Raw genomic sequence first — 6,915 nt, 5'->3', positions numbered from 1 at the left:
TTGACCGCAAGAAACCCATAACCCTTTATCTGAATGCCGCTTAATCTAAATTAACAATAGCCAATCGCTGGTCTTGAAAATAGGGAGTACTTCAGATTATCTCGCTGGCCGCGGATGGTTCGTGAAGATCTGCAACAACAGAAAGTACCTCAATTTCGTCACTCAGGATCTGGTGTGTGACCTCTTCAAGCAGCTCGCTACCGCAGGCAATGACGCTTGAGGCTTATGCCAAAGAGGTTAAGCACCGATTGAAAACGGATAGTTTAAGAGTACTAGGCGACAGGAATTTCTTAGTGAAAACCGTAGCTACGGGATGTTCCACTGAAGCAAGTCGAGCTAAACTTCTTCCAAGCAACATATGCCAATGAATTCCCTATTTCTCAAGTATTACAAACTCAACTCTTCTGTTTTCAGGACAAGGATTTTTTTCCGAGCACCCCTGAGTAAGTGGTTTAGTGTCGCCATGACCGACGGTCTGAATACGTTGAGCGTTAACGCCTTTGGCAACTAAATATTTCTTAACCTCAATCACCCTTTTTTCAGACAATTCTTTATTTTTCTCTGACTTGCCAATCTTGTCAGTGTGTCCATCTAATCGAATCTTCGTACCTGGTCTTGCCAGCAGCATTCCCGCTAAATTGTCTAATTCTGGGTAAGAAGTTGTTAAGATTTTCCAATCTGATACGTCAAAATTAACATTCTTAAATACGAATGATTTTGGTTCGAGGCGATAAGTTCTGTTTAGAATTTCGCCAGTCTTGACTTTTATGTTATCTTGTTGATCTAGAAAACCATTGGCAATTATTTTCAAAGGATATTCATAGTCACCAGTGAGCTTGATCCTAAACGGGCTATTTTTTAGATATTCTACGGAGGTTAGTTGCCCGCCAGTAGAAAAAACTAACCTTGCGTCGATCTCTTCTTCATTTATACTATTTAGAACCCGCCCTTGAAAAAATGTTTCCGCCACCGGTGTGCTTGAAGTTTCCATTGGCTCCAAAGCAAGAAAAGTCCTAAAATCTTCTTCTCCAATAGTCATTTGATAACCATCGGCAAAGTATCCGTCAGCAGATCCAGACAAAATGTATGTTGCACCAATTTTAACCTTCGTTGTTATTGACCTAGACCCCGGATAATTTAAGCCCTCCTTCTGGCTGTCTTCTCTCAAATTAAGATCAGCTTTCAGCGGCAGATTGGTCTTTTTATCACGAATTTCTACTTTCAAATTAACTGAGTCTTTTTTTGGCGCCACTCTTATATATGTGCCTTGATCTATTATGGTTCTTATGGTATTATTATCTACTATAATCAACTCGGTTTTGACTTCCGTACTGCTTGGCTCATCAGGGCTCCCAAAAAAAAATCTACCTTCTATTACAAAACCAGATTTCGAAATGATTCCTTGAAAAGTCGGGCTTCCAGCCTTTACGCAGTCGTTACCGGAGATTTTCATGGCAGCAACTTCACCCGTTTTCAGGTTATGTGTAATTCGGATTGATTGAGTATGATAAACACCGGGAGGGCATTGATATCCGTCATTAACCCAAACTCCATTCAGATCGTATTTTTTTTGAGCAATCGAGTTATTGATCCAGACCAATTGAAGCAATCCGATTAGGAGCGAGAATTTCATATTGCTAGATTGAGGAGTGACCTGTTGTTCTGCCGAATTTAATGATTTTAGTCAACGGATTTCAGGCCAGCGGCCTGAAATTTGTCATCAGAAAAGGAATATAGGGAGCATTACTCAGCGATTAGCAATGCAGAAGACTTAATTGCAGCGGAAAAATGGGAGAATGCAATGCTGATGTGACTCACCGAAAGACGCACCAGCTTTTTGAGCATTTCTACGCATTTTAACTATATGCGTAAAAACAAAAAAACCTACAAACTTTTGATTTGCAGGTTTTTAGCTAATTTTAGTATACTTACTAGTGCACCCGAAGGGTGCACATCTAATCCAATAAGTCACTAAAAATAAACCACTTAAACCTGCAAAAGAATTTGACTCACCGAATTACGCACCTGATTTCTTTCTCGCAAAATCTGAACTAAGATACAATTTATCATCAATCATTACAAACTCGAATCAAGCCACCTCATATCATTCAAGTCCGGCAAGCGACCGTATTCGCGGTGCAAGAATGTTTATGGAGAGCGGTATCCAAATCGAACGTTTTACAAGGTTTCAAACTCTTTTAAGCATATTAAGTGGAGGATTGAGCAACGCTTTTACGTACAAAATCAAAGGTTGACCGTCCACCTAATCCTATGTGTATGGGTCCTGAGTTCGGATTCCAGCGGGATCACTGAAAGCGCCTCAAAGGGCGCTTTTTTCGTTTAAAAACGTCATTTTTTCACTGTTTTCGAAGATAAGCATATCATTCAGATTCTTTCCAGATCAAAGCATTCGGTAACCTATTCGGTAACCTGCTTTGATTACTAAATTAGGTTACCGAATGGACATGTTTGACAGCGGCGATTTTGACCAAGGTTTCTCAAACATCAATGTTTTTCTAACCTTAAACTGTGAGGATGATGAATTTCAAACAGAACCTGACTGTACTCTTCTGGTTGTACAGACAAAAAGCGAAAGCAGACGGCAAAGCTCCTATTTATGCCAGAATCACAATCGACGGTAAGTACACCGAAATCTCAACAGGCAAGAAAGTAAACCCCGTTTCATGGGATCTGGACGGCAAACAAGTCGTCGGCTCAGGGATGGAAGTAAAGCTGACCAATCAGAAATTGGCCCAGCTTCAAACGGACGTCGAGCGGATTTTCAACGGTCTTCAAATGCAGTTCCCGCAGGTTACCCCAGCGATGGTTAAGAACGTTTACCTGGGAAAGGATGCGATCGAGCAGCCTAAGCTCACTAAGCCGGTTCAAAACAAGGAGCAGACCTTGCTGGAAGTCTTCGACGAGTTCATCTCCAAATTTGAGAAACGCGTTGAAAGGGAAAATGCTTCGTTTGAAACTTTGAAACATTGGCGTAGTACCAAGAAGAAAGTTGCCGGTTTTATCAAATATCACTTCGACCGCGAGGACATTCACTTTTCCTCTCTACCCGACACCTTTGCCGAAGATCTCTATGATTATCTGACGCTGCACGTCGTCAAACCGTTAGCCGAGGTAACGGCCCGGAAAGAAGTCAAATGGGTGAGGCAAATCGTCAAAATTGGCGTTAAAAAGAAGTACATTCCTACCAACCCGATGGAAGGCTTTAAGTGTTCTGGCGGAGACGTGGAGGTGATACCCCTGGAATTTTGGCAGGTCGAGAAAATTCAACAGAAGCAATTCAACGTTGAGAGGATATCTGAGGTTCGAGATGCATTTATTTTTCAGTGCTTCACCGGTTTTGCTTATCAGGATATTTACGATCTCAGCCCGGAAAACATCGTTTTGGTCGGACACAAAAAGGAACGTTGGCTAGTCAAACACCGAGGCAAAACGGAAGTTGGCGAAATGGTACCTATCCTGCCGATCGTTGACCAACTAATATCGAAATATCGGGATCACCCTTATTGTCTGGCTAATCACAAGTTAATCCCGGTAAACAGCAATTATCGCTATAATGTGTATCTAAAAGACATTGCCCATTTATGCGAAATCCGAGATATCGAAGGAAACATCAGGCGGCTCGACACGCACGATGCCCGCCACTTCTTCGCAGATATGATGCTCAATAATGGTGTGCCTCTTGAGGATGTCAGCAAGATGTTAGGCCATAAAAATATCCGGACAACGATGCGTTATTGCCGGGTCAGAAAATCAAGGATAAGTGAAAACGTGGCCAAAGTTAGGAATAGACTATTCTCTTCGGCGGGAACGTTAAAGGGTTCATCATATTAGATGTAGAACCTTCAGACTCAGTGATGTCGATAGCGAGTAGGTATTGCTTGACATTATCCTTATATTTGACCTCGATTGCAAAGACAATGTCCCTCAACGATAAGTAGTGGGACATTGTCATCTCGAGTGCCTCAATGAAATATCTAGATAATCGTATATTGGCAAGATGGTGAGCAATCAATTCATCAAGTCGGTCAACACCTTTTGACCAGAGCTGGCCCTTCGATTGAGTGATCAACACTTTCTTGCCGTTAAAACTGGCTGACTCGAATAATGTTCCTAAGGCCCGCGGGCCCATTACGCGAGGCAAGTTCCGCCAGCTTGTTAATCGCCGCAATCCCAGAGCGGCTTATCGTAGAACAATGACTGGATTTACGGTGTAGGAGCTTCTCTTCTCCTCTCTTCTGATTTTGTAGACAAATCGCCTTTTATCAATGGACAAAATTAGCTGAGCAGTGTCCCCCATCACCGGAGAAATGTCAATGTGCCTTCTGTATTGATGGATACTTGTGAATTCCTGATAAATAATATTGTCCCGGTAATCTGCGATCTCTATTTTATATCTTAGGCTTTCTGGATTGTTGACTGCCACCCGGATTTTTCCTTCGGAATTGATTGCAACATGAACCTTGTACGAATCCTTAGCATTCCCGTGGTCGGTGATACCCGTCGGTGCGGGCACAGCCGACCTGGTAGGTTCAGCAGGAAGCTGTTCTGTCTTGAGACGTGATACAATCAATCTATTTGCCGAAATGTCTGTTAGTAGTCGGTTCAGCCACCGCCGGTTTCGCTTATTTTGTTTTACCCATTTTTCCGGGATTTCCTCCTCATAAAGCAAAGTGCGATCATTTCCGAAAAACTGAACCCGCGTATTCCTTGCCTTGGCGTCAGTTAATACCCGCCAGTAAGAGCCGGAAGAATCGGCATCGACAGTCAGATAGCCGAGAGGCGCAGACTGCGCCTGTGCATATTCCCCAAGATGTAGGGATTGAAGGATGAATAATACGAGTACCAATTTGCGCATGACCTGGTGATGAGTTGGTTGAACTTGTTCGCATTCCACGAGCAATAAGCTTAACATTTTCATTGCAAACCTGAGTTTTAGACGTATGACACACCTGCGGGCCTATACCACGAGAAAATTAACGTAATAGCATAATCCGAGAGCTCTGGGCATATAGGCTGGGTTTAAAATACGTTTGGGAGGCAAATGGTGTCGTTTGACGAAAGTCTTGATATCTCTCTTGCCAATTTTCTAGTTTTAATCCTTGAAGACTCTGAATTTTATTAATGATTAGCATCTCGTCTTTGAAACCTCCCAGGGAGCTTTGGCCGCAAAGCTTGTTTTGGCTATGCTTTTTTTTATTCGAGTGGCTTAATACCGGCGCTTACCTGGACAATTTTCAGCAGAGCCTCTGCCAAATCAGCGTGCAGCTGCCATTGCTGATTGTGGCGGGTTACTGGCATTTGCTAGTAACCGTGCGCCGCTTTTTGCTGCATGGGCGCATGACCGCATTCTGGATTTCTTTGATTGCCAGCTTGTTTGTGTTTGGCGTGCTGCGGCGTACTATCAGTTATAATTTGATTTATCCGATGTATTATCAGTTTGCCCTGGCCAAACCTTTCTGGTATGCCCCCAAAATATTGGCCGAGGCCATGCAGCTTCATCTCGTTGTAGCTCTTTTTGTAGCCGTAGATCTAGTACGTCACGCTTTGAAGCAGCAAAATCTTAGCGAAACCTATCGCCGCGAGAAAATGTCCGCAGAATATCGGCTGCTGCAATCCCAGGTCCAGCCCCATTTTTTATTTAACACCTTAAACAATCTGACCTCCGTATCCATACAGCAGCCGGAAAAAATGCCAAACCTTTTGCAGCGTCTGGCAGGATTATTGAGTTATCAGCTGCATGAAAGTCATAAAGACAGTGTTCCGCTTTCGAAGGAAATAGCTTATTTGAAAGACTACATTTCGCTTGAACAGATTCGTTACGGCGAACGTCTGGACATTCAGACGAATTTCAGTTACCTGAGTGGTTCGCCCCAGGTTATGGTTCCGCCAATGCTTTTGCTTCCCTTCGTTGAAAATGCGTTCAAACATGGCGCAGCGCAAACGGAAGGGCCATGCTGGATACAGATTAATCTTTCGCTCACTGATAACCGCCTGATTTTTTCGGTTGAAAACTCGGTTCCGACCGACATACCGATTCCTTTCCGGTCGGGTCTTGGACTGACGAATCTGAAAAAGCGAATGGAAATACTTTTTTCTGAAAGTTGCGAACTAGTCACGATGCCCGAGGAAGGACAATTCCTGGCCGTTCTTAAATTCAATATCGACTGATGGCAATCCGATGTTTTGTACTTGATGACGAGCCCCTGGCGACCGACCTGATGCAGGACTACATCGGCCGTTTGCCTGATCTTGACCTGATTGGCGTCTGCAACAGCCCCACGCAGGGCTTGCAAATGTTGCAGCAGTCGCAGGCAGACGTGGTTTTTCTGGATATACAAATGCCCAGGCTCACAGGATTTGATTTGCTCAGGCCATTGGGATACAGACCCAAGGTGATCTTTACAACTGCATTCAGGGAGTATGCATTGGACAGCTATGAATTTGATGTGGTCGATTTTCTTGTCAAACCCATTTCCTTCGAGCGTTTCCTTCAATCGGTTGGCAAGATTTACCGGTTTTCGCCCAACAATGGCGCACAGCCAGACCTCTTACAGACAGTCAGTTCGGTGCGTGAATACCAATATTTTAAGGTTGATAAGGAAATGGTAAAACTTTACCTGGACGAGATCTTCTGGATCGAAAGTCTTAAAGATTATGTAAGGTTACACACCAAATCCGGCGCGCTGGTATCTTATCTGAGAATCAGTTATTTGGAAGAAAAGCTTCCGCCCGCCCGGTTTATCCGGATACATAAGTCTTATATCATTTCGCTTGACCACATCCAAGCTCTGAGCGCAAATTATATCAGGATCAACAACGAGGAAATCCCGATTGGTAGGAACTACAAAGCAGGCCTGGACAAAATTCTTCAAAACTCACATTAACCAAATATTC

5 protein-coding genes are annotated in these 6,915 nt (G+C 43.5%); 3 read left to right on the top strand and 2 right to left on the bottom strand.

What is annotated here, in order from left to right:
* Positions 1-373: 373 nt before the first annotated feature.
* On the bottom strand, positions 374-1,633 hold the full coding sequence (locus LZD49_RS33185; RefSeq protein ID WP_234672645.1) for an OmpA family protein: 1,260 nt from the start codon (positions 1,631-1,633) through the stop codon (positions 374-376).
* Positions 1,634-2,535: 902 nt separating this feature from the next.
* On the opposite strand from LZD49_RS33185, the gene LZD49_RS33180 reads away from it, so the two are divergent.
* Complete coding sequence (locus LZD49_RS33180; RefSeq protein WP_234672643.1) at positions 2,536-3,852, top strand: site-specific integrase; 1,317 nt, start codon at positions 2,536-2,538, stop codon at positions 3,850-3,852.
* A 349-nt stretch (positions 3,853-4,201) separates the two neighbouring features.
* Here LZD49_RS33180 and LZD49_RS33175 read toward each other — a convergent pair whose 3' ends face one another.
* Positions 4,202-4,939, bottom strand: a complete 738-nt coding sequence (locus LZD49_RS33175; RefSeq protein WP_234672642.1) for a hypothetical protein — start codon at positions 4,937-4,939, stop codon at positions 4,202-4,204.
* Positions 4,940-5,160: 221 nt separating this feature from the next.
* Between LZD49_RS33175 and LZD49_RS33170 the strand changes: the two genes are divergently transcribed.
* Both LZD49_RS33170 and LZD49_RS33165 read left to right on the top strand, forming a co-directional pair.
* Entirely contained in the window at positions 5,161-6,189 is a 1,029-nt protein-coding gene (locus tag LZD49_RS33170) for a sensor histidine kinase (protein WP_234672641.1), read from the top strand.
* Positions 6,189-6,905: a LytTR family DNA-binding domain-containing protein gene (locus LZD49_RS33165; RefSeq protein WP_234672640.1), complete on the top strand. Its 717-nt coding sequence runs from the start codon at positions 6,189-6,191 to the stop codon at positions 6,903-6,905. The genes LZD49_RS33170 and LZD49_RS33165 overlap by 1 nt, the downstream gene beginning before the upstream one ends.
* The last annotated feature ends 10 nt before the right edge of the window (positions 6,906-6,915 follow it).

It is taken from the genome of Dyadobacter sp. CY261 (assembly GCF_021440085.1).
Lineage (GTDB): Bacteria > Bacteroidota > Bacteroidia > Cytophagales > Spirosomataceae > Dyadobacter.
This window is presented reverse-complemented; position numbering and strand designations above follow the sequence as displayed.

Bases quoted from the DNA above. Each gene is read 5' to 3' on its own strand.
- LZD49_RS33165 (WP_234672640.1), top strand. From the start codon at position 6,189: ATGGCAATCCGATGTTTTGTACTTGATGACGAGCCCCTGGCGACCGAC.
- LZD49_RS33185 (WP_234672645.1), bottom strand. From the start codon at position 1,633: ATGAAATTCTCGCTCCTAATCGGATTGCTTCAATTGGTCTGGATCAAT.
- LZD49_RS33175 (WP_234672642.1), bottom strand. From the start codon at position 4,939: ATGAAAATGTTAAGCTTATTGCTCGTGGAATGCGAACAAGTTCAACCA.
- LZD49_RS33180 (WP_234672643.1), top strand. From the start codon at position 2,536: ATGATGAATTTCAAACAGAACCTGACTGTACTCTTCTGGTTGTACAGA.